Here is a 20,614-nt window from a genome sequence, read left to right as displayed (position 1 = left end):
GCGCCTCTCTCTCCTCTCTCTCTCCAACTACTATAGAACTAGGGAATATTAACGTGAAAAACCATACAACCTTCCTGCGCTCCGTGAGCGCTGTTGCTCTGACCGCCGTGATCGGCACTGTCGCTTTCGCGGCACCCGAAGCGGGCTCGGTCATCGGCAACCAAGCCGTCGCGACCTATACCAACGCGGCGGGCGACACGATCACGGTAACCTCCAACACCGTTGAGACGATCGTTCAGCAAGTTGCCGGCGTGACATTGACCTCCGACAACTCCGAGACGATCGCCCCCGGCGGCAAGGCCTTCCTGCCGCACATCATTACCAACGATGGTAACGGCCCGGATGCCTTCGCTCTTACCGCGGTGGAAACCGACACCGGCACGCTTGATACGTCGCAACTGGTCTTCTACCCCGACGCCAATATGGACGGCGTGGCCGATAGCGCCACACCGCTGACCGAGACTCCGACCCTTGCCCCGGGTGAGCAGTTCGGCATCGTGATCGAAGCCTCCGTCGCCTCCACGGCGACCGGCTCTGACACGATCACCGTGACGGCGGCCTCGACCCTCGACGGCACCGTGCTGAGCACCAACACGGACACGCTGACAATCTCTAACGACGCGATTGTCGAGTTGGTCAAATCGATGACAGCAGACCCCTCAGGCGGCGCCAATCCAAACATCATCGACGCGGGCGACGTAGTGACCATCACGCTGACCTACTCCAGCACCGGTCTCGCTGCCGCCAACAACTACTCTGTGCAGGACGTGCTCGATGGCCGCCTGGCCTACGTTCCCGGCTCGGCCCGCTGGTCTGACTCTGCTACACCGCTGGACGATGACAACGGTTCCACCGTCGTGGACACCACAAACGGCTCCGGCGAGACAATCGCTTGGGACTATGATGACGGCCAAAACGTCAACTTCCTGATCTCCTCTGTCGGCTCTGGCCGCTCGGGTGAGGTGACCTTCCGTGCCGTGATCGCGGATACCGCCAATGCGGGCATCATCACCAACGTGGCGACCCAAGACGTTGACGGCACAGCCTTCCCGCCGTCGAACACCGCCTCTGTCACCGTGGACAACCAATATGCAGTGGCGATTGCCGATACGGCAATCAACTCCAACGGCACCGCCAATGCGGCGATTGCCTCGGGCACCGACGATGACGCCGCGAGCAACGATGTCGTCACGGAAACCGGCGATGTCTACCAAGGCGGCGTGATCCGTCAGGAATTCGTGCTGACCAACCTCTCCAACAGCCCGGACAGCCTGCAGCTCGACGTGGCCAATGTGGACTTCCCGAACGGTACCACCTTCCGCTTTGTCGGTGCGGATGGTGTCACACCGGTGGTAAGCTCTGTTGGTCCGCTGGCCATCGGGGAAAGCGCCAAGGTGACGTTGATTGCCACATTGCCATCAGACGTCACACCAACCGCGACCACCAACTACACCGCGACAATCACCACCACGTCGGACAACTCGGGCGTCTCTGACGTATCGACCGCTGAATTCTCAGGCGCGGTGCTGGCAGCTTCGGTTGACCTTGAAAACGCCGTGGTCGGTTCCGAAGGTGATGGCGCGGCCCCGACAAACGGTGGCAACCCATGGATCACCGAAACGGCGGACCCCGGTGAACCTGTCGTCTTTGACATGCTGGTCGAAAACAACGGCCCGACCTCGGACAGCTTCAACCTGTCGCTGGATCAGGCCCTGCCCGCAGGCTGGACGGTTGAGTTCCAACTGCCAGACGGGTCGATCGTGTCGAACACAGGCACCATCCCTGCAGGTGATTCGCAGGCCATCCGTGCGGTGATCACCCCGGCCGATGACGCCCTGCCCGGCGATACCTTGGTCGACATCGCGGTCGTCTCTTCCGTCTCGGGACAGGGTGACCGTATCGTCAACCAAGTCACGGTCAACGAAATCTACGACGTGAAGATCATCGACAACCAAAGCGCGCAGGCTTCGCCGGGTGGTATCGTGGACATCCTCCACACCATCTCGAACGAAGGGAACGTGGCCATCACCGAGGCGTCGATCACCGAATCCGGTCTGACCAACTTCTCAGGCGCGATCTTCTGGGACCAGAACGGCAATGGCGTGATCGATCCATCCGAGCCGGTGATCGACAACTTCGATGACCTGACCGACGGTGTTTCGCCGGGTGTCAACGGACTTGCTCCGGGCGACAGCATCTCGCTGATCTACCGTGTGCAGACGCCATCGACAGCCACCCAAGGTGTCTCCGAAGTCGGCACGATCTCGATCAACAACACGTTGAACGGCACCGGGACCGATATCGACCAGACCAACAACGCCGTCGAAGACCGCGTGGTCATCATCTCGGGCGATGTCACACTGAGCAAGTATCAGTATATCGACGCGGGCTGCGATGGCACCGTGGGCACCTTCACCAAGACCCGTCTTGATGTCGAGCCCGGCCAGTGCATCCGCTACATGGTCGAAGCCGAGAACACGGGCGCCTCTGCGGCGGACAACGTGATCATCTCGGACGCCGCACCGGCCTATACCGCGGTCACAAACTGTGGCGGTGCCTGCCCAGAGAGCCTGTTCCCGGGCACCAGCACGGCCACCGTCACCTCGACCAACGTATCGAGCACACATGGCACGATCCTTCCCGGCGGCTTTGCCCGGGTAGAGTTCACCGTGCGGGTCGACGACTAACCGACCTCTCCGGTGCCCCCGGGCTGAGCAACGCTCACCCGGGGGCACCCCTTCTACCCCCGTTTTCGTCTCCCCAATTATTTCATGCCCTTTCTAGGGATCGCACAGGAGCAAGCTGATGCGCAGTTTCCTTATGTCTAAAGCCCGCCCGGCTCTGGCCCTGATCAGCGCCTCCGCAATGAGCCTGAGCCTTCTGCCCCACACCGCCGCCGCCGCCCCGGCCCCCGCCGGATCTTTCATCCGCAACGTGGCAGCAGTCAGCTATTTCAATACCTCCCTTGGCATCATGGAACGTGTCTTCTCAAACCCGGTTCGGGCCGAAGTCGCCGCAGTTCCCGGGCTGGAAGTGACCGGCTACTCCGACCTTCTGCTGACCCGCGGCGCCTTTGGCCGCTACCATTTCGACGTGATCAACACCGGCAACGTGCCGCTTTCCACATCGCTCAGCATTGGCGAACAGGGCAGCGCCCAAATGATGTCCCGCCAATCGCTTTTCCCCGACCTGAACGGCAACGGCCTGATCGATGTCGAAGACCGGGCGGTCGACATGTCCGCGCCCATCATGCTCGCGGCGGGAGAGCGGCTGCAACTGATCTATGAGTTCCGCATTTCCGCAGACACCCCTGTAAGCACCCAGTTCGCCAGCATGTTGACGGCCTCTGCCGTGACCGAAGATGGCCAAAGCCTGAGCGAAGAAGCGGTGGGGGTCTCGCGCGTCGAAGAAGGCGGGCTCGAAGTTTCCAAAGAGCAGGTCGTCTCGGAAAACGACGAAGGCGCGCTCATCACCTACACCCTGCGGTTGCGCAACGACTCCGAGCGGGACGCCTTTGGCTATCCGCAGATCGACGGCCAGCCCATCGTGATCGACGGCACACCCCGGACCGGTGTCTTGCTGCGCGATGCGATCCCGCTGAATACCGTGTTTAACACGGTGCAGGATCGGGGACCATGACGGCCCTTGTCCATATGCGCGGCGCCCCCGCGCACCAATACCTCAGCGTGGTCCCCGCAGGGCTTTCCCACGATGTAGATGCGGTGGCCTTCTTTCATGAGGGCGACTACGCCATCGGCCATGCCACCGATCCCAGCTTTTCGGTGCGCGTGCCTGCCGCCTTGGGCAAGGTCGAGGTGCACAACACCGCCTCCGCCTTTTACAACAACCAAGAGAGCACCTTACTGCTGGCCTCCAACACCGTGATCTATGACCGCGAGTCGGAGACAGCTGGCACATTGGTGTTCGAGCACCCCGAAACCGGCGCCGATCAACCCTATGGCACACCGGGCAGCGACACCCGTCTGCGTCTCACCTCAGGCACTTGCAACGTCAGCACCGAGGTCGACAGCACAGCGGTGACGATCCGCAGCATGCTGACCGGCGACGTGGAAACGATCATCGCGACCGAGACCGGCGCGAATACCGGCATCTTCCTCACCCCCGCCCTGCCGTTGGCGCAGATGTCGCCCGCCGTCGCCGGGGATCAGGTCATGGCCACAGACTTTGGCGACAGCTTCATCGCCACGGCGACCTGCGACAGTGAGGTGCTTGAGGACGATCTGATGATCAACCCCGGCAACTTCCTGTTCAACTCCGTCTCCAACGCCCCGGTTTCCGATGTGTCTGTCGCCCTTGTCGATGCGCGTACGGGCAATGAAATGGCCCGCACGCAGACTGACCAACGCGGGTTCTTTACCTTTTCCGAAATGCCCGAAGGCGACTACCGCTATGCCGTGATGGATGCGCCCACTTGGGTCTTCCCCTCCGCCCGGCTGGACTATGCCGGGATGGGCCGCAAGGTGATGGATGCAGGTTGGGGCAACGCCTTCAACCACGCAGGCGGCGCGCTTTTTGTCTCCGATATTCCGGTGGATCCGAATTACGGCACGCCGCTGGCCTTGGACAAGGCTGCGGACCTCGACAGCGTGGGCCATGGTGAATTCGTCACCTATACGCTCAGCTTTACCAACAACATGCATCAGGCCCTGATCGGTGGCGAGATCCTCGACCGCCCGGCCTATGGTGTGAACTTTGTTCCCGGCACGGTCACCCTTAACGGCGAGCCGCTGGACGATCCGCAAGAGATCGGCAACGGCGATCTGCGCTTTGACGTGGGCATGCTTGAGCCGCTGACAAGCCATGAGCTGTCCTATGTGATGCAATTCTCTGCAGCAGCCCGCGAAGGCCGCATTGAAAACACCGCGATCCTGTCGGGCCGCCAAGCAGGCACCGGGGCGCTGCAGCAGTCGCAGACCGCCCGCGCGATGGTACGGCTCGACAATTCGGGCGGTGTTTTTGCCCGGCAGGGCACCGTCCTGGGCGCCGTGTTCATGGATTGCAACGGCAACGGTCTGCGCGACCGCGCCGAGGATGAGCCGGGCATTCCCGGCGTGCGCATCGTGACCCAAGAAGGGCTCTTTGTTGTGACCGATATCAATGGTGCCTATTCGCTCAACGGCATGCGCCCGGTGACCCACGCTTTCCTCGTGCAGCCCGAAACCCTCCCCGCTGGGAGTGCGGTGCAAGTGACCCGCACCAACGATCTGCGCCGCGGTGGGTCGCGCGTGGTGCCACTGAAAAAGGGCGAGCTTAGAACCGAGAACTTTGCCGTGGCCCAATGCACCCCCGAAGCGCTCAAAGAAGTCAGCAAACGTCGTGATCATTTCGCCGGAAAACGTCAGACCCCGGGCGTGAATGCAACCGATCTGCCGATCGACGGCCAGCGCAGCAGCACCCGGTCGGTGCGCGGCGAGGCTGGCATCGCCACCACCACCCAGCTGACCCCCGGCATGGTCGCCGCACAAAACGAAGAGGCCGGGGTCGACGCCTCCTCTGTGGCTCAAGCCGCCCGTGCCTCGGCGCAGCGCCAAACGCTCGACAGCATGATCCCTAACCTTGATAGCGCCCCCGGCTTTGTCGACTTTGCCGAAGACACCGCCGTCACCCGCGCCACCCAGAACATCCGGATTAAGGGCAAGGCTGACTTGACGCTGACGCTTTTGGTGAATGGCCGCGAGCTTGGCGGCGACCGGGTAGGAGAGCGCACCAGTCTGGAAAAGAACAACGTGCAGGCGCTGGAATATGTGGCGGTGAAACTGGGCTCGGGCGAGAACGTGCTGACGCTGGTGGGCCGTGACGGCTTCGGCATCGAACGTGTCCGCAAGGAACTGCGCCTTACCGCGCCCGGCAAACCCGCCCGGATTGAGATCCTCTTGCCGGAAACCGCCGCGGCCAATCCCGCTTCTGTGGTGCCGGTGGTGGTGCGCGTGCTCGACGCCCGGGGTCGCCCGGTGCCCGCGTCCGGCACGGTGACCCTTTCGGCCCGCCGGTCGCTTTGGGATGTGACCGACATCCGCAGCAGCGCGCCCGGCGTGCAGGCCTATCTCGACAATGGTGAGGCGACCTTTAACCTCATCCCACCGCAGGCCTCTGGCCCCGATCTGATCACCGTACGGTCGTCCTTTGGCGAGGCTGAAGCGCGGCTGACCTTCACCCCGGATCTGAACGAACGGGTTCTGATCGGCGTGATCGAAGGCGCGGTATCGTTGAGCGGGGACGCGGGTAATGTCATCGAAGAAGACCGCATCAGCGCTTTCGAAGACACCACAACCGGGATCCGCGGTGAGCTTTACCTCAAAGGGGTGATCCGTGGCGACGCCCTGCTGACCCTGCGCTACAGCTCGGACCGTGACACCGAAGACAGCCTGTTCCGCGACATCCGCGGAGAGGAATACTACCCCGTCTATGGCGACAATTCCGAACGCGGTGCCGATGCGCAATCTTCATCCAACCTTTTCGTGAAGGTGGAGAAGGGCCGCTCTTACGTGCTCTACGGCGATATCGCCATCGAGCCTGAGGCCAGCGCGCTGAAACTGGGCGGCCTGCAACGTGTGGCCACCGGCGCCAAAGGTCACTGGGAGAACGACCGCGTATCGGTCACCGTCTTTGCGGCCCGCACCGCGCAGGAGCAGCAGGAACAGGAAATCCGCGGGCGCGGTGTTTCTGGCCCCTATGACCTTGACCTGAGCGGCTATGTGCAGGGGTCCGAGCGTGTGGAAATCCTTGTTCGGGACGAAGATGGCGGCGATATCCTGTCGGCCACGCCCCTGCTGCGCGGCACCGACTACTTGCTCGACTTCTTCCGCAACACGATCACCTTCGACACGCCGGTGCGCCAGTTCGACCTTGACGGCAACCCCGTGTCAATCCGCGTGACCTATGAGGTCGAAGCCGAGGGCGCCGAGGCCTATTGGCTCTACGGAGGCGAGGTGAACTATGCCCTGTCCGAGCGGACCTCCATCGGCGCCCGTGCGGTGCATGCCGACGCCCCCTTGGCAACACGGCCCGCCAGCGGATGCACTCTGCCTATATCCAGCACGAAGACCGCCAAGGCGGCCTGTGGGAGGCCGAAGTCGCCCGCTCGGAAAACGCCATGGGCGAGAACGACACCGCCGCGCGCCTGTCCTATGAGTTGAAGACCGAGACCCGCCATTTCGCTTTCGAGGCGATCCACACCGGGCGCGATTTCTACGCTCAGGGCGGACTGGCCCGCCCAGGTACCAGCCAAGTCCGCCTAAGCTATGGCGAAGAGATCGATCAGCGCAGCGACATCGCCTTTGGCGCGGAATACACACGTGACCGGGTCAACGACAGCGCTCGGCTGACCGTGGATGCGATCTATTCGCGGCATCTGAGCAAGACCCTGCGCGGCGAGATTGGTCTTGAATACAGCCGCGACCGCACCGCCTCCGGAAGCGAAAGCGACACGGCCTTGATCCTGGGTGCACATTGGACCCCGGCGGCCCGCCCCGGCACCGTGATCGAAGCCCAGCTGCGCGCGCCGCTCGGTGGCGACGCCCCCACTGAACTGACCCTCGGCCTCTATGACGAGCCCAAGAACGGCTGGCGCGTCTATAATGAGATCGAGCTTCAATTCGGCAGTGACGAGCTGGTCACCCGCGCCGCCTATGGGTTCACCTACACGCTGAACGAATGGGTCACTGGCCGAACCGAGATGACCAAAGCCGGCGGCACAAGCGACACCACCATGGTGCAGGGTCTGTCGGTCGATTGGGATATCAACGAAAGCACCAATCTGCGCGCCGATCTTGAGCATTCGCGGAACCTTGAGACCGATGACGGTGAGCTGACATCATTCGCAATCGGCACAAGCTGGCAATCGGCGGATGGGGATTGGGTCGGCGATGCCGAACTGGAGACCACATGGGAAGAATCCGGCAAAACCCACTACGCCAGCATCGGCATCGCGGGCAATGTCACCCCGGACCTCACCGTTCTGGCGCGCAGCCGTGCCGCGCTTGATCGGCGGGATAGCGAAGACTCCCGCCGTATGCGCACCCGCATCGGCGCAGCCTATCGCCCCAAGGACAATGCCCGCCTTGATGTGCTGGCGTGGTACGAACACCGGCTGGAAGAGAAACACGCCAGCACGGAAACGCACCTATGGTCGATCGATGCGAATTACGAGATCGATGCCGACCTGCGGATCAACGGCAAATATGCCGGCCAGTACCAAAAGATCGGCACCCATGCCGGCGCGGCGGCCAATACCACCACGCAGCTGATTCAAGGCGGTCTGAACTACGAATTTGGCGACGACCGTTTCCAACTCGGCCTCAACGCCACGCACCTGTGGGACAGCGAGGGCAACTCTTCCAACGGGATCGGCGCCGAATTCGGCTTCACCCCGCGCGAAGGTATCCTGCTGGCGCTCGGCTACAACAAGGCCCGTGGCCGGGTGGCAGGGCAAAGCGGCCTCTATGACGAAGGGTTCTATTTCCGGTTCAACTTGCTGTTGGACAACTCACTCTGGACCCAGTTCGACCAGTTCCTCGGAAGCTGACCGGGAGACTCAGCCCCGAGGGAGAGCCACGTTCCAAGCGCATCTGGAACGTGGCTCATTCCTCTTTCAGAGCGCTGCTGCGCTCCAAAGGTGACCTGGCCTATTCCTAGTGCCGGACCAACTATCCTTTCGAGACGCTAACTAGCTGTCCGCATTAATGAAATATCGATTTTAAGCGCGCATGATCAGGGCCAACGCAACATCCAACCCAGATGGGAAACCCAGATGAAAAAGCTCGCTGCCAGCACTGCCTTTTGCCTGATCGCCGCCACCCTTTCCGGTGCGGCAAATGCAAATGATTTCGCCCGTTTCGACAGCAGGAAGATCGCCGTCGCCGGCTTGAATTTCGCCCTGTCGCCCTCCGCTTCGGAGGACCGCATTTACCTTAACCGCAGCATGATCAAGACGACCGCCAAACGCGCACCGCGCAAGCTTGCCATTCCCACGCGCGGGGGCCATCCGCCGCCGTGCGCCATGTCATCGCGTCGGCTGAGGCCGGGGGCAAAGGCTATGACGCGGTGCAACACGGGGCACGGGTCAAGCCGCCGAAGCGCCCCACAAGCATGACCATCGGCGAAATCTACCGCTGGATCGCGGCCACCCCCGGCCAGCCCCATGCCATTGGGCGCTACCAGTTCATCCCCAACACCTTGAAAACGCTCGTCGCCGAAGCCGGGCTGAGCAAAAGTGACGTCTTTACCCCACGGGTCCAAGACCTGTTGGCCGACCTATTGCTCGAAGATGCGGGCTTTACCCCCTTCATGAAGGGCAAGATCAGCCGCCATCGCTTTATGGAGAACCTCGCCCGCATCTGGGCCGGGCTGCCCACGTCAACGGGCCGGTCTTATTATCACGGCCATGCGGGCAACCGGGCCGTCATCACGTGGAATGAGTTCGACAGCCATATGAAAAGCATTTTTGAAAACATGGCCCGCGGCACCTCCTAACCACGCGCCCCCTTCTCTCTCTCTCTCTCTCTCTCTCTGTCTGTCTCCCTCCAGGCCAAAGCGTGCGTATTTTCGCCGCTTTGGCCACTTTTTTAGCTGCGGCGCTGCACCTCGCGCGGCATTTCCGAGAAGATTTCCAGACCATCGGCGCGCAGGATCACGATCTTCTCCAAGCGTACGGCGAATTTGCACTCCAGATAAATGCCCCGCTCGATCAAAAAGACATTCCCTCGGCCAGTACCGGGTCGGAATGCGCAGCGACTTTACGCGGCTCATGTACGTCACTGCCAAGACCATGGCCCGGGCGGTGCAGGACAATCGCATCGTACCCTGCCTGCGTGACCACATCGCTGCTCCCCCAGCCCGCCGTCGCTACGATGGCCGTCATGCGCCAGATGGCCTGATCCCTGAACAACAGTTGAACCGATAAGGCCATCCGCTGGCATGCGCCGGCGTTGTTCATTACGGCCTCGGCCAAAGACCGCCGCCTCCGGCAGGAGGGCGGAACCCAGCGAGCATAAGCGTCGTTAACCTTATGAACATGCCCAAGGAGGAATGGCTCATGTGGACGTATGAATTCCTGATACTGGTCGCAGGCGTGGTGGCCTTGGCTCTCGTGGCAAAGCAGCGCCCCCAGCCCCGGCAGGCCCGCGCGATTGCGCCCCGCCCGCGGGCAAACACCACACCCAAACGTCGGTATTGAGTGACTATCGCTGATTTAAGTGCTCTGCATTTAGCGCTTTCGTGATTCTACCCTTACCTCTCGGCCCCCGTCCTTGCCTGCACATCGGTTTCCGCCATGATGCGCGCAACAGAGGGAGCCGACGTTGGACACCATTGAATATTTCTATTCCGCCCATTCCGCTTACGCCTATCTTGGGCATCGCAAACTGCTGGAGATTTGCGCCGCCCGTGGTGCGAAGCTCATCCACCAACCATTTGATCTTTATCCGGTGATCGCAGCGGGTCGGGTGTCCCATTTTCGTGGCTTTACCCCCCATTATATCGACTATTTCTTTGGCAGAGAGATCACCCGTTGGGCTCAGTATCGCGGGCTGGACATCCTCAACCACCGCCCCACGCATCACGACAATGCGCTCGACCTTTCAAACGGTTACCTGATCGCCGCCGCGCGGGCTGGGCGCGATGTCGATGCGCTTTCCTTTGCGATTCTTCAGGCGCATTGGCGCGATGATATCGATCTCGCGATCCCGAGCATCTGCGCCGCGCGACCGCTGCGATTGATCCCGACAGTGACGCTCTGATCGCGCAGGCGACGGATGCAGACGTTCAGACCATTCACGCCGAGAACACCGAAGAGGCGATCGCCCGCGGCATCTTCGGCTCGCCCAGCTATTTTCTGAATGGAGACATGTATTACGGCCAAGACCATCTGGAATTGATGGATCACGCCTTTGACCAACCCTACCGCGACACGGGCTTTTACAACCCGCCGAAAGACGGGTGAGACGCGCCAAAAGCACTGCGTTCTTCAATTTTGGGTAGTGGCGGACCGAGGAGGATTCGAACCCCCGACCCCCTGATTCGTAGTCAGGTACTCTATCCAGCTGAGCTATCGGTCCACTGAGCGGGGGTTTAGTCTTAGCCCCGGGGAGTTGCAAGCCCTCGTTTTGAGGAAATGCAATTTTCTGCGAAAATCTATAGGGTGCCGTCCCCCTTGGGCAGCGTTATGTCAAAAACAGTCCCTTCCGGCCCACTGCTGCGCAGGGCCAAGGTGCCGCCGTGGCCGCGCACCAGTTCGGATGCGATCACCAGACCCAAGCCCGACCCACCTTTGCGCGCACCGCCCTGAAACGCGGTAAAAAGGTGCTCTCGCGCTTTCGGTGGCAGGCCGGGGCCGGTGTCGCTGACGGTGACGCACCACGCATCGCTCATATCCTCGGCCCGCAAATAGACTTCGCCCGGTTTGCCGGTGGCGGTAATCGCCTGCCGGGCGTTCCGCATCAGATTGGCCAGCACGCGGTACATTTGTTCGGGGTCCGCACGCACGGTCAGATTCGCGGGGATGTCGGCGGCAAAGCTGATGTCGCTTTCAGGGTCGGCAAGGCGTTCGCCGTCGATGACCTCTTCCACCAGATCTTCCAGCAGCATGAGGGTCAGCGTCGGCCCCGGCTCTTCGGCCTTGCCGAAAGCCAGTGTCGATTCGCATAGGTGCACCGCACGGGTGATGGAACTGACGAGCTTGGGCGCCATGCGTTTGACCGTTGGGTCTTCGGACATCTCGATCCGGTCGGTGAACAGCTGCGCCGAGGTGAGGATATTGCGCAGATCATGGCTGATCTTGCTGACCGCGCTGCCCAATTGGGCCAAACGCTCTTTCTGTTTCAGCGCCTGTGTCAGGTCCGTCTGGAGCTTCTGAAGCGCCACTTCAGCCTCGCGCAATTCGGTGACACTGGCGGAGGGCTCAATAATCCGCCGGGCGTCCTCGGGCGCGGCGGCGTAGCGCTGCATATGCCCTGCCACCCGCTTGATCGGCTTGAGCAGCAAAGCCCGCATGGCAAAGAACAAAAGCACCGCCGTAATGACGGAGATCACCGCCGAAAGCATCAAGATGCGAATCCCGTAGTCGAGCATGGCAACGCGCATCGGTGCCGTTTCCATCGTGACTTCGATCAGCAGCCCCGCCTCGCGCACCGGGGCGCCGATCACGCGCACCACCTCATTCCCCGGCCGGAACAGCCGCAGCATCGCGTCACGAATCAGAACCATCGCAGAGGCATCGCGCAGGTCATAGGTTTGCGAGACAGAGCGCGGCATGGGGGACGCCAGCACCAATTGCCGCGCTTCGTCCCGGCGCAGTACCACGTTGAAGACCTCGGCGTTGCGCAGCAACTCCGCCTCCAACTCCGGGTCGAGCATATCGTCAGCCAAAAGCGCCAGCGACGCGATCTGCGCCCGCTCTAGCCGGGTCAGCATATATTCCTCGCGGAACCGCGCGATGGAGGGGACGAAAATCAGCACTTCGGCCAGCATCACAAAGATGGTGGTGAGGATCAGCAAACGGCCAGAGAGCGAGTGAATCATGTGCTATCTCAGGGCAACAGGCGCTGCACGGCGCGCACAACCGTTTTAACCAACGCGCTTTCGAAGAGGCGCGGACTGAAATAGGCCCCCGCCGCGCGTTTGTTGATTTCCGAGATCGTGGGGTAAGGGGCGACCATAGCGGCAATCTGGCTCATCTTCATGTTGTTGACCAGCGCAAGTGACCACAGGGTGATCAATTCGCCCGCCTGATGGCCGACGATGCTGGCCCCGACCGGGCGGCCCTTGACCACCATGACCTTGATGAACCCTTTGGTCTGGCGTTCGGCGATGGCGCGGTCGTTGTGGTTATAGTGAAAACGCACGACCTCCAGTTTGTCGCCATGCTCCTCTTGCGCCTGCGCCTCGGTCAGCCCGACTTGCGCCAGCTCCGGCGCGGCATAGGTGACCCATGGGATATGGTGTAATTTGGTCTTGCTCGGCAGGCCAAAGAGGATCGAGCGGATCACCACCCCAGCGTGATAGCCCGCCACATGGGTGAATTGCAGCCCGCCTGCCACGTCGCCAATGGCATAGACGCGGCGGTTGCTGCTGCGCAGGCTGTCATCGACCTTGATGCCTGCTTTGGTGGTTTCCACTCCCGCCTTATCAAGGTCGAGACGCTCAATGTTGCTCTTGCGCCCCACGGCCATCATCAGGTGCGAGCCTTTGATGACACGGCCAACCTCAGTTTCAACCGTAATCGCGCCCGCTTCACCGCTGATCTTCGCGGCGTTGCTGCCCTCTTCAAAAGCGACGCCTTCGTCGCGCATGGTCTGAAGAACCACCTCAGCCAGCTCCGGATCATCTTTGCCAAGCGCCCGATCGCCTTCGATCACCGTCACCTTGCAGCCCATTCGCACATGGGCCTGCGCCATCTCGATGCCGATGGGGCCACCCCCGATGATGATGATATGCTCCGGCTTTTCCCGTAGATCGAAAAGGGTTTCGTTGGTCTCATAGGGCACATCATTCAGCCCCGGAATCGGCGGCACCAGCGGGGATGACCCGGTGGCCACGACGATCCGCCGCGCGGTGATGATCGTATCACCCGCCTGCACCTCTTTATCGGAAATGAAACGCCCGTATTCACGGATCACCCGCACGCCCAAGCCTTCAAAGCGCTCAACCGAATCGACCGGCGCGATTTGCGAGATGACATCGGCCACGTGATCCTTGGCCGCCGCGTAATCCACCGTACCGGCGGCATTCTCGACCCCATATTGCGCGCTGCGCTGCTGGGCATGGGCGGTCTTGCCAGTCTTGATCAGCGCCTTTGAAGGCACGCAGCCATAGTTCAGGCAATCACCGCCCATTTTATGCCCTTCAAGTAGGGTCACATCCGCGCCCATCTGGACGGCCCCCGCCGCCACCGACAACCCGCCAGAGCCTGCGCCGATGATCAGAACGTCGGTCTTGATACGGTTGGTCATTTCAGCAGATCCTTCTTGCCGGTAAATGTCTTGATCGCCACAGGCAGCAGCGACAGAACGCAAAGACCCAGAATGGGCAGCAAAATATGGGGCTCAAAGATGATCCCGAGGTCCGGCGTCTCACCTCGGGCAAAAACCGCACCTAGCCCCGCCCCGACAGAGGTAAAGACCAGCGCCCCTGGCATGATGCCGAAAAACGTCGAGATCGCGAAGCGAAACAGCGGCACGCCAAGAAAAGCAGGCACCAGATTCGCAACGAAAAACGGCACCACCGGCACGAGCCGGATAAAGAAGAGCATCGACCATTGGTTATCGTCGATCCCTGCCTTGATCTTGCGCACCACCCCCTCTGAGGCATCCATCCGTTCTTTCAGCCGGTCGCCGAGGCCCCATTGCGCGGCCAGAAAGATCACGATCGCGCCGAGTGTGGCCCCACCCACGTTATAAAGGACACCGGGAAACAGCCCGAACAGAAAGCCGCCAGTTAATGTCGCCACTGTGGCCCCCGGTAGGGAGAATGCCACGATCACTACATAGGCGGCGACAAAGGCCAGCGCGGTCAGCAGGTAGTTGTTGTCGCGAAAGGCGATCAGCGCCTCGCGATTCTCACGCAGGGCGTCGAAACTCAGGTAATCACGCAGGGTAAACGCGCCGATGGCGGCGACCGCTAGGATCACCGCAAGGGGCAGGTAACGCATCAGCGCGGGCTTACTTTGATCTTTGCGGCTCATTTCAACACTTTTATTAGGCCTACATCAGACCATTTTCCGTTTCCTTAATGATGGCGTGAAGCAGCGCGCAGGAACAGGCTCCTCACGCGCGCTTGATAGGACTTGTGCCGAGAGCCCCGATTTCGCAGGGTAGAAGGGCGAACTGAAACAAACCGCCCCCTTCTGACCGGCATTTTGTTGCAAAGCGCAGTTTTTCCGCCTCAGGGGGTTTGACTTGCGCGCCCCGCCGCATTAGAGGACGGGCTTGAATTGACGCTGGCCGCGGTGGAACCCTTCAAGTGATTCCGTGCCCAGCCAGCTTTAGATGGAGACGGAGCGATGAAACGCACCTTTCAACCCTCGAACCTCGTGCGCAAGCGGCGCCATGGTTTCCGCGCGCGCATGGCCACCAAAGCCGGCCGTAAGATCATCAATGCACGCCGCGCACAGGGCCGGAAATCGCTGAGCGCGTAAGCGCCTTCGATCTTCGGAACCAGAATATGACACCGCCGGAGGCACCCTTGAATGGCATTTGCGCCACAAAAGGGAACCCTGCCCCGGCGGTTTCTCTGCGTTTGGAAATCCTGACCAAACGGGCGGACTTTCAGCGTGCCAGCCGCGCCAAACGTGTAGCGACCCCGGGATTCATCCTACAAATGCGACCCCGCCGGGAGGATGAGCCCAGCGCGGCGCCCATTCGCGTGGGATTTACCTGCTCGAAAAAGGTCGGCAACGCCGTGGCCCGCAACCGCGCCAAGCGCCGCCTGCGTGAAATCGCGCGGCTGACGCTGCCTCAGGCGGGGCGCGCAGGCATGGACTATGTCTTTGTCGGGCGGCGCGAGGCGACAGCGGCCCTGCCCTTCGACCAGTTGCTAGCCGATCTCACCCGCGCGCTTGATATCCTTCACGGGGCGCGCAAATGACCCCTTGGCGGCGCTGCTCGCCCTGCCGGTGCGCGGCTACCGGCTGCTTTTCAGCCCATGGGTTGGATACAATTGCCGCTACCAGCCCACCTGCAGCGCCTATGCGCTGGAAGCCTTGCAAAAACACGGCGGGCTGCGGGGTGGATGGCTGGCCGCACGGCGCATCGCCCGCTGCCACCCGTGGGGCCACAGCGGGATCGACAACGTCCCAGACTAGCGCCACGCTTGCGGCAAAGGGGTAAAATGCCCTAGGTGAAGCCAAGCAGATAGTGAGAGACCGACGATGCTGGACGAAACCAACGAGATTCACCCCTCTTTGCCGGCGCACCGCAAAGCACCGAGTTCAAGAAACTGCGCAAGCGCATCGTCCGCATGACCCGCGAGGCGATTGACCAATACGGCATGGTCGAGCCGACCGCCGAGGGCGCGCCGAAACCCAAATGGCTGGTCTGCCTGTCGGGCGGCAAAGACAGCTACACCCTGCTTGCGGTCCTGCATGAATTGCAATGGCGTGGCCTGCTGCCTGTCGAGCTTCTGGCTTGCAACCTCGACCAAGGCCAGCCGAACTTTCCGGCCACCGTGCTGCCGGAATTCCTTGAAAAGATGGGCGTTCCGCATCGCATCGAATATCAAGACACCTACTCAATCGTGATGGACAAGATCCCTGCCGGACGCACTTTCTGCGCCCTTTGCAGCCGCCTGCGCCGGGGCAATCTTTACCGGATCGCGCGGGAGGAAAGCTGCTCTGCCGTGGTGCTGGGGCATCATCGGGATGACATCCTTGAAACCTTTTTCATGAACCTTTTCCACGGCGGACGGCTGGCGACGATGCCGCCCAAGCTGGTGAACGAAGAAGGCGATCTGTTCCTCTACCGCCCACTTGCCCATGTGGCCGAAAGCGATTGCGAACGCTTTGCCACGGCGATGAATTACCCGATCATTCCCTGCGATCTTTGCGGGTCGCAGGACGGGCTTCAACGCCAGCAGGTCAAGGCGATTCTCGACGGATGGGAGGCCAATAGTCCCGGTCGTCGGCAAGTTATGTTCCGCGCCCTGATGAACGCTCGGCCCTCACATTTGCTGGATCCCGAGCTTTTCGACTTTGCCGGGCTTACGCGGAACATTAAGAGTACAGAGCAAGAACAATTTTAGATAATAATCCGCGAAAAACCGGTCTCTGTTAACCCACGACACACCCTAAAGGCGATATCCCACCCCCATCAGCGCAGGCATGGCGCGCATTGAAGAGGGATATCGCGATGGCACATTACCGCACCACTGGGCCCGGGCAACTGCGCCAGTCGCTCGCCGCATTGCTTAGCGGTCAGGCCGCTCTGGCCTTTCTCCCCGCGATGTCACTGCTGGCGTTTTGGATCGGCGGTGAAATGGCATTGATTGGCGCCTCTGCCGCGCTGCCACTTCTGTTTCTTGCGGGGCAGCGGTTTGGCGAGGGGCGACGTTTCCCCGTGACGCGCACACCGCCATACTACAGCGCAGCACCTTTGAAGAGCTGACCGAACAGGTCTTTCAAAGCGCCCGAACACAGGGGCGCTTGTCGGCAACGTGCTTTATCGCGCTTGAGGATTTTGACCAGATCATCGAACGTTACGGCCAATCCGCCGCTGATACGATTGCGCGGCAAAGCGGCGAACGGTTGCACAGCGCCCTGCGGGATGACGATATCATCGGCAAGATGGGCGAAGCACGTTTCGCCATCTGCACGGCCCCGGTCCGCCAGCTTGATCTTGAGCTTTGCATTCAACTCGCCGGGCGGCTTCAGGCCACTTTGGAAGAACCGTTCTTTGTCGATGGGGTCACGATCTATCTCACGGCCTCCGTCGGATTTTGCCTCAACACCCGCGCCCCGGGCGGTGATGGCTCCGCTTGGCTTGCCGCCGCCGCCACGGCGCTGCGCAGCGGCCAGCGGCGCGGGCCATCTTCCATCCGCGCCTTCTCTGACCAGATGCGCCGGGAAACCGAAAGCCGCGCAGAACTCCGCGAGGAGGTCGCGCAGGCATTGGCCAGTGGGCAGATTCAACCATGGTTCCAGCCGCAAATCTCAACCGACACCGGTCAAATCACCGGCTTTGAAGCACTGGCGCGCTGGAACCACCCGGTCCAAGGCATGATCCCGCCCTCCGATTTCCTGCCCGCCGTCGAAGAAGCTGGCCTGTTGGAACGTTTGGCCGAGGTGATGATGTATCATTCCTTTGCAGCGCTCAAAGCTTGGGACAGCTCCGGCACCGAGGTGCCCCAGATCGGGGTGAATTTCGCAGGCGGCGAACTTGCCAACCCTCAGCTCATCGACAAAATCACGTGGGAGTTGGACCGTTTTGATTTATCCCCCGAAAGGCTCGCAATCGAAGTACTGGAAACGGTCGTCGCTTCCGCCGCCGATGATGTGATCACCCGAAATATAAATGCCCTGCGCAAGCTCGGTTGCCGCATCGACCTTGATGATTTCGGTACCGGCCATGCCTCCATCGCGTCCATCCGCCGCTTTTCGGTAAGCCGGATCAAAATCGATCGTTCCTTCGTTATGAAGGCCGATCGCGACCCCGATCAGCAACGCATGATCAGCGCCATCTTGACCATGGCCGAACGCCTGGGCGTCGAAACCCTTGCCGAAGGGGTGGAGACGGTGGGGGAGCATGTCCTGTTGGCCCAACTCGGCTGTGACCACGTGCAAGGCTTCGGCATCGCCCGCCCCATGCCTTTTGAGCAAACACTTGATTGGATCGCCCGCCACAATGCAAAACTGCAAGATGTGCCCCGCATCATGAACGGGCGCGCGACATAGCGCCACATTCGTCCGATCTGCACGCGCCAAATGTAGCGTGCCGTGCCTACCCCAGACAGATGATACGCCCCTCGCGCCGAGGCCCCCAACCCCTTCGGCCCCGACCCGAGTCAAAGCCAGCGCCACAGGCCCCGCAACCGCCCCCGGCGAAACTCCGCAAAACCCATGCCAGATGGGCCAAAACCACGCTACATCGCCCCTAACCTTACCCGATTCCACTTGACCTTTGGCCCCGCACTCTGTTGAACCCCCATGATATTCAAAGACATCAGGTGGCGGTCCCCATGGACGAACAGAACAAGAATCTCATCCTTGCCACGGCGCTCAGCTTTGCCGTCATCCTCGTGTGGTTCCTCCTGTTCCCGCCCCCGAAGCCGACCCTGCGCTAGAACCCGGCACAGAGACCAGCCAAACCATCGAGGGCACCTCGGTCCCAGCCTCCACCGCCGACACCGCTGCCGCGCCCGGCACGGAGGATGGCGAAGGCGCCGCACCCGAAGGCCGCCGCGCGGCTCTGGCGGCTGCCCCCGCGTGGCCATTGCGACCGATAAGGTCAGCGGCTCCATCTCGCTCATGGGTGGTCGGATCGATGACCTGAAACTAAACGACTACCAAACCACGCTCGACGCAGACGCCGAAATCGTGACCCTGCTCTCCCCCGAAGGATCGAGCGATGCCTATTACGCGCTGCATGGTTGGGCCGCAGGCTCTGGCCTTGCGCCCGATGCCGTGCCGGGTGTCGATACGCTCTGGACCCTGAGCGAGGGCGAAACACTGGGCCTCGACAGCCCCGTCACACTAAGCTGGGACAATGGCGCCGGTCAGGTCTTCACCCGCACCATCTCGGTCGACGACGAATATATGTTCGACATCACCCAGAGCGTGACCAACAATGGCGAAGGCGCGGTGAACCTCGCCCCCTTCGGCATGATCGCGCAACACGGGTTGCCCGAAGACCTGAAAAGCTTCTTCATCCTGCATGAAGGCGCCGTAGCCATGGCCAATGGTGAGCTTTCCGAAGTCGATTGGGACGACATCGCCGAAGCCGACGTGAACAGCACCTGGGGCCGCCCCGCCGTGGTCACCGAAGGCGTCACCGAGGGCTGGGTCGGCTTCACCGATCACTATTGGCAGGCCGTGCTGATCCCCGACGCGGGCGAGACCTTTGAGCAGGCGCTCACCTATGACCCGCGCGCCGACACCTACCGTGCCTTCACCCGCCAGCCGACCCGCTCGGTCGCGGCAGGCGAAAGCGTGAGCACCTCCAGCAAGTTCTTCGCGGGTGCGAAGGAGTGGGAAACCCTGCAGGATTACCAAGCCTCCGGTGTCGCCAAATTCATCGACAGCATCGACTGGGGTTGGTTCTTTTTCCTGACCAAGCCGATCTTCTGGCTACTGCACAACCTCAACCAGCTCATCGGCAACATGGGCGTTGCGATCATCGGCCTGACACTGCTGATTAAGGCGCTGCTCTTCCCGCTGGCCTATAAATCCTACGTCTCCATGGCGCGGATGAAGGAACTTCAGCCCGAAATGGAAAAGCTGAAGAAAGATGCGGGCGACGACCGTCAGAAGATGCAGCAGGGCATGATGGAGCTTTACAAGAAGAACAAGGTAAACCCCGCCGCGGGCTGTCTGCCGATCCTTCTGCAAATCCCGATCTTCTTCTCGCTCTACAAGGTGATCTTTGTCACGATCGAATTGCGCCACGCGCCCTTCTTTGGCCCGTTCCAAGACCTCAGCGCGCCCGATCCGACCTCGATCATGAACCTCTGGGGCCTGCTGCCCTATGCGGCCCCCGAGCCCGGCTCGATGCTGGCGCTGGTGTTCATCGGTATTCTGCCGCTTCTGTTGGGTATTTCCATGTACCTGCAGCAAAAGCTGAACCCGGCCCCCACCGATCCGACACAGCAGATGATCTTTGCTTGGATGCCTTGGGTCTTCATGTTCATGCTGGGCGGTTTCGCGAGCGGCCTTGTGGTCTACTGGATCGCGAACAACACGATCACCTTCACCCAGCAGTATCTGATCATGCGCAGCCAAGGGTACAAGCCTGACCTCTGGGGCAACATCGCAGGCGGCTTTAAACGCACGCCCAAGGGTGATGCCGCCAATGCAGATAGCAAACCCAAATCGGGCAAGTCGAAAAAGTGATGCAGATCACTGCGCTCAACCGGCACCCGCTCAAGGCCCATGGCCGCGAGACGGTTGAGC

General features: G+C 61.3%; 16 protein-coding genes, 1 tRNA gene and 2 pseudogenes. 12 read left to right on the top strand and 7 right to left on the bottom strand.

From position 1 onward, the window contains the following. The first annotated feature begins 53 nt into the window (after positions 1–53). From ACFQAU_RS10310 to ACFQAU_RS10300, 3 genes are all read left to right on the top strand, one after another. Positions 54–2,687, top strand: coding sequence for a beta strand repeat-containing protein (locus tag ACFQAU_RS10310; RefSeq protein WP_132444214.1), 2,634 nt, complete (start codon positions 54–56; stop codon positions 2,685–2,687). 118 nt (positions 2,688–2,805) lie between these two features. Continuing rightward, positions 2,806–3,639: a hypothetical protein gene (locus tag ACFQAU_RS10305; RefSeq protein WP_386282067.1), complete on the top strand. Its 834-nt coding sequence runs from the start codon at positions 2,806–2,808 to the stop codon at positions 3,637–3,639. Further along, entirely contained in the window at positions 3,636–7,157 is a 3,522-nt protein-coding gene (locus tag ACFQAU_RS10300; protein ID WP_386282064.1) for a hypothetical protein, read from the top strand. The genes ACFQAU_RS10305 and ACFQAU_RS10300 overlap by 4 nt, the downstream gene beginning before the upstream one ends. A 1,573-nt stretch (positions 7,158–8,730) precedes the next feature. On the opposite strand, the gene ACFQAU_RS10295 is transcribed toward ACFQAU_RS10300, so the two are convergent. Continuing rightward, positions 8,731–8,925 (bottom strand): hypothetical protein, encoded by a 195-nt coding sequence (locus tag ACFQAU_RS10295; RefSeq protein ID WP_386282060.1) that lies wholly within the window; start codon positions 8,923–8,925, stop codon positions 8,731–8,733. An 87-nt stretch (positions 8,926–9,012) separates the two neighbouring features. Here ACFQAU_RS10295 and ACFQAU_RS10290 point away from each other — a divergent pair, with 87 nt between their 5' ends. Then, the gene (locus ACFQAU_RS10290) at positions 9,013–9,492 is read left to right on the top strand and encodes a hypothetical protein (RefSeq protein ID WP_386282055.1); all 480 of its coding nucleotides are present in this window, start codon (positions 9,013–9,015) and stop codon (positions 9,490–9,492) included. Positions 9,493–9,584: 92 nt separating this feature from the next. Here the strand turns inward: ACFQAU_RS10290 and ACFQAU_RS10285 are convergent, their stop codons facing one another. Then, positions 9,585–9,710 carry a hypothetical protein gene (locus ACFQAU_RS10285; protein ID WP_260010321.1) on the bottom strand — a complete coding sequence of 42 codons (126 nt, stop codon included), beginning with the start codon at positions 9,708–9,710 and terminating at the stop codon, positions 9,585–9,587. Then, on the bottom strand, positions 9,707–9,880 hold the full coding sequence (locus ACFQAU_RS10280; RefSeq protein WP_132444211.1) for a M24 family metallopeptidase: 174 nt from the start codon (positions 9,878–9,880) through the stop codon (positions 9,707–9,709). Before ACFQAU_RS10280 ends, ACFQAU_RS10285 begins: the two co-directional genes overlap by 4 nt. 439 nt (positions 9,881–10,319) lie before the next feature. On the opposite strand from ACFQAU_RS10280, the pseudogene ACFQAU_RS10275 reads away from it, so the two are divergent. Further along, positions 10,320–10,849: pseudogene (locus ACFQAU_RS10275) on the top strand (DsbA family protein); the annotation flags it as partial. A gap of 149 nt (positions 10,850–10,998) precedes the next feature. Here ACFQAU_RS10275 and ACFQAU_RS10270 read toward each other — a convergent pair. The 4 genes from ACFQAU_RS10270 to ACFQAU_RS10255 all read right to left on the bottom strand — a co-directional run bounded on the left by ACFQAU_RS10270 (position 10,999) and on the right by ACFQAU_RS10255 (position 14,698). Continuing rightward, positions 10,999–11,075 (bottom strand) — tRNA-Arg (locus tag ACFQAU_RS10270). A gap of 76 nt (positions 11,076–11,151) precedes the next feature. Next, a complete protein-coding gene (locus tag ACFQAU_RS10265) occupies positions 11,152–12,537 on the bottom strand; it encodes a sensor histidine kinase (protein WP_132444210.1) in 1,386 nt (461 codons plus the stop codon). Positions 12,538–12,545: 8 nt separating this feature from the next. Continuing rightward, positions 12,546–13,967 carry a dihydrolipoyl dehydrogenase family protein gene (locus ACFQAU_RS10260; protein WP_132444209.1) on the bottom strand — a complete coding sequence of 474 codons (1,422 nt, stop codon included), beginning with the start codon at positions 13,965–13,967 and terminating at the stop codon, positions 12,546–12,548. Beyond that, positions 13,964–14,698, bottom strand: a complete 735-nt coding sequence (locus ACFQAU_RS10255; protein ID WP_132444208.1) for a TVP38/TMEM64 family protein — start codon at positions 14,696–14,698, stop codon at positions 13,964–13,966. The genes ACFQAU_RS10260 and ACFQAU_RS10255 overlap by 4 nt, the downstream gene beginning before the upstream one ends. A gap of 318 nt (positions 14,699–15,016) precedes the next feature. Here ACFQAU_RS10255 and rpmH point away from each other — a divergent pair, with 318 nt between their 5' ends. The 7 genes and pseudogenes from rpmH (at position 15,017) to yidC (ending at position 20,554) form a co-directional block, all read left to right on the top strand. Next, the gene (gene rpmH / locus ACFQAU_RS10250; protein ID WP_007118882.1) at positions 15,017–15,151 is read left to right on the top strand and encodes a 50S ribosomal protein L34; all 135 of its coding nucleotides are present in this window, start codon (positions 15,017–15,019) and stop codon (positions 15,149–15,151) included. A 26-nt stretch (positions 15,152–15,177) separates the two neighbouring features. Beyond that, a complete protein-coding gene (gene rnpA / locus ACFQAU_RS10245; protein ID WP_132444207.1) occupies positions 15,178–15,600 on the top strand; it encodes a ribonuclease P protein component in 423 nt (140 codons plus the stop codon). 4 nt (positions 15,601–15,604) lie between these two features. Continuing rightward, complete coding sequence (gene yidD, locus ACFQAU_RS10240; protein WP_386282044.1) at positions 15,605–15,817, top strand: membrane protein insertion efficiency factor YidD; 213 nt, start codon at positions 15,605–15,607, stop codon at positions 15,815–15,817. 155 nt (positions 15,818–15,972) lie between these two features. Beyond that, positions 15,973–16,752 carry a tRNA 2-thiocytidine(32) synthetase TtcA gene (gene ttcA, locus ACFQAU_RS10235; protein ID WP_386282040.1) on the top strand — a complete coding sequence of 260 codons (780 nt, stop codon included), beginning with the start codon at positions 15,973–15,975 and terminating at the stop codon, positions 16,750–16,752. Positions 16,753–16,859: 107 nt separating this feature from the next. Next, on the top strand, positions 16,860–17,114 hold the full coding sequence (locus tag ACFQAU_RS10230; RefSeq protein ID WP_386282037.1) for a hypothetical protein: 255 nt from the start codon (positions 16,860–16,862) through the stop codon (positions 17,112–17,114). Further along, positions 17,084–18,400 (top strand): putative bifunctional diguanylate cyclase/phosphodiesterase, encoded by a 1,317-nt coding sequence (locus ACFQAU_RS10225; RefSeq protein ID WP_386283868.1) that lies wholly within the window; start codon positions 17,084–17,086, stop codon positions 18,398–18,400. Before ACFQAU_RS10230 ends, ACFQAU_RS10225 begins: the two co-directional genes overlap by 31 nt. A gap of 284 nt (positions 18,401–18,684) precedes the next feature. Beyond that, a pseudogene (gene yidC / locus ACFQAU_RS10220) lies at positions 18,685–20,554 on the top strand (membrane protein insertase YidC). Positions 20,555–20,614: the final 60 nt, after the last annotated feature.

The organism is Sulfitobacter profundi, assembly GCF_042661425.1.
Classification (GTDB): Bacteria; Pseudomonadota; Alphaproteobacteria; order Rhodobacterales; family Rhodobacteraceae; genus Sulfitobacter; species Sulfitobacter profundi.
This window is presented reverse-complemented; position numbering and strand designations above follow the sequence as displayed.

What these genes read in the sequence shown, in the direction of transcription:
- rnpA (WP_132444207.1), top strand. Translation starts at nt 15,178, where the DNA reads ATGACACCGCCGGAGGCACCCTTGAATGGCATTTGCGCCACAAAAGGG.
- ACFQAU_RS10295 (WP_386282060.1), bottom strand. Translation starts at nt 8,925, where the DNA reads ATGCGGTCCTCCGAAGCGGAGGGCGACAGGGCGAAATTCAAGCCGGCG.
- ACFQAU_RS10300 (WP_386282064.1), top strand. Translation starts at nt 3,636, where the DNA reads ATGACGGCCCTTGTCCATATGCGCGGCGCCCCCGCGCACCAATACCTC.
- ACFQAU_RS10280 (WP_132444211.1), bottom strand. Translation starts at nt 9,880, where the DNA reads ATGACGGCCATCGTAGCGACGGCGGGCTGGGGGAGCAGCGATGTGGTC.
- ACFQAU_RS10255 (WP_132444208.1), bottom strand. Translation starts at nt 14,698, where the DNA reads ATGAGCCGCAAAGATCAAAGTAAGCCCGCGCTGATGCGTTACCTGCCC.
- ACFQAU_RS10265 (WP_132444210.1), bottom strand. Translation starts at nt 12,537, where the DNA reads ATGATTCACTCGCTCTCTGGCCGTTTGCTGATCCTCACCACCATCTTT.
- ACFQAU_RS10260 (WP_132444209.1), bottom strand. Translation starts at nt 13,967, where the DNA reads ATGACCAACCGTATCAAGACCGACGTTCTGATCATCGGCGCAGGCTCT.
- ACFQAU_RS10305 (WP_386282067.1), top strand. Translation starts at nt 2,806, where the DNA reads ATGCGCAGTTTCCTTATGTCTAAAGCCCGCCCGGCTCTGGCCCTGATC.
- rpmH (WP_007118882.1), top strand. Translation starts at nt 15,017, where the DNA reads ATGAAACGCACCTTTCAACCCTCGAACCTCGTGCGCAAGCGGCGCCAT.
- ACFQAU_RS10230 (WP_386282037.1), top strand. Translation starts at nt 16,860, where the DNA reads ATGGCACATTACCGCACCACTGGGCCCGGGCAACTGCGCCAGTCGCTC.
- ttcA (WP_386282040.1), top strand. Translation starts at nt 15,973, where the DNA reads ATGACCCGCGAGGCGATTGACCAATACGGCATGGTCGAGCCGACCGCC.